This window comes from Paraburkholderia mimosarum LMG 23256 = NBRC 106338 (assembly GCF_000739815.1).
In the GTDB taxonomy this organism is placed as follows: Bacteria; Pseudomonadota; Gammaproteobacteria; order Burkholderiales; family Burkholderiaceae; genus Paraburkholderia; species Paraburkholderia mimosarum.
On the sequence record NZ_BBJJ01000355.1, the window covers coordinates 1 to 722 of the forward strand.

The following is a 722-nucleotide window of genomic DNA, read 5'->3' on the forward strand; positions in this document are numbered from 1 at the left end:
TTCCGGGTTTCCAGTGCAATTGGCACAAATGCCGGCACGGTTGCTGGTTGCGCATCTGCAGGACGGCCCGGCAGCCCTTGGGCATCCGGCCTTCTGCCTGATCGCTCCAGCGTCGCAGCAGGGTCGCGTTGAGCCTATGTTCCAGCGCGACCGCTGCAACTGATACTCCGGTTCCGTGGCAGGCAGCTAGGACTCTGGCCTTGAACTCCTCGCTGTAGCGTCGCCGGCGTCGACGCTCGGAGGGTGTCACTTCTTCGATATGTTCACGTGTCCGCTTATTTCGTTAGGTGGACACGAGTTCGGTCGCAAGTCCGAACAGCTGCAGCGGCAAATCGAGACGCTCGAGACTCAACTTGAGGATCTGGCGGCTGGGCGCGGCGTTGTGGATGTGCAGCGTGCGCAGGCCCGAAGTGCACATGCGTCCACCTCAAATGCGACGACGGACGAAGCGGCTTCCAGGCAGGCGCTTCCCGCGCATCTGCCGCGCGAAGATCATGTGCTAAAGCCTGAATCAAGTTGCCCGGATTGCGGACAACCAATGCAGGTGCTTGGCGAGGACGAATCCGAACAACTCGCCCGGGTCGCAGCGGCGTTCAAGGTCATTCGCACGATCCGGCGCAACTGGTTTGCCCATGCCGCAGCACTATCACTGCCCCCGATGCCCGGCCTGCCGATCAAGCGGAGCATCGCCCATCCGAGCTTGCTCGCAGACGTCCTCGTTT

At 62.0% G+C, this 722-nt stretch carries 1 protein-coding gene and 1 pseudogene; one reads left to right on the forward strand and one right to left on the reverse strand.

The genetic code is table 11. The features are described 5' to 3' along the window. On the reverse strand, positions 1–250 hold a 250-nt coding region (locus tag BMI01S_RS41790), incomplete at its 3' end, for a transposase (protein ID WP_255217870.1). 45 nt (positions 251–295) lie between these two features. On the opposite strand from BMI01S_RS41790, the pseudogene BMI01S_RS44520 reads away from it, so the two are divergent. After that, positions 296–722: pseudogene (locus BMI01S_RS44520) on the forward strand (IS66 family transposase zinc-finger binding domain-containing protein); the annotation flags it as partial.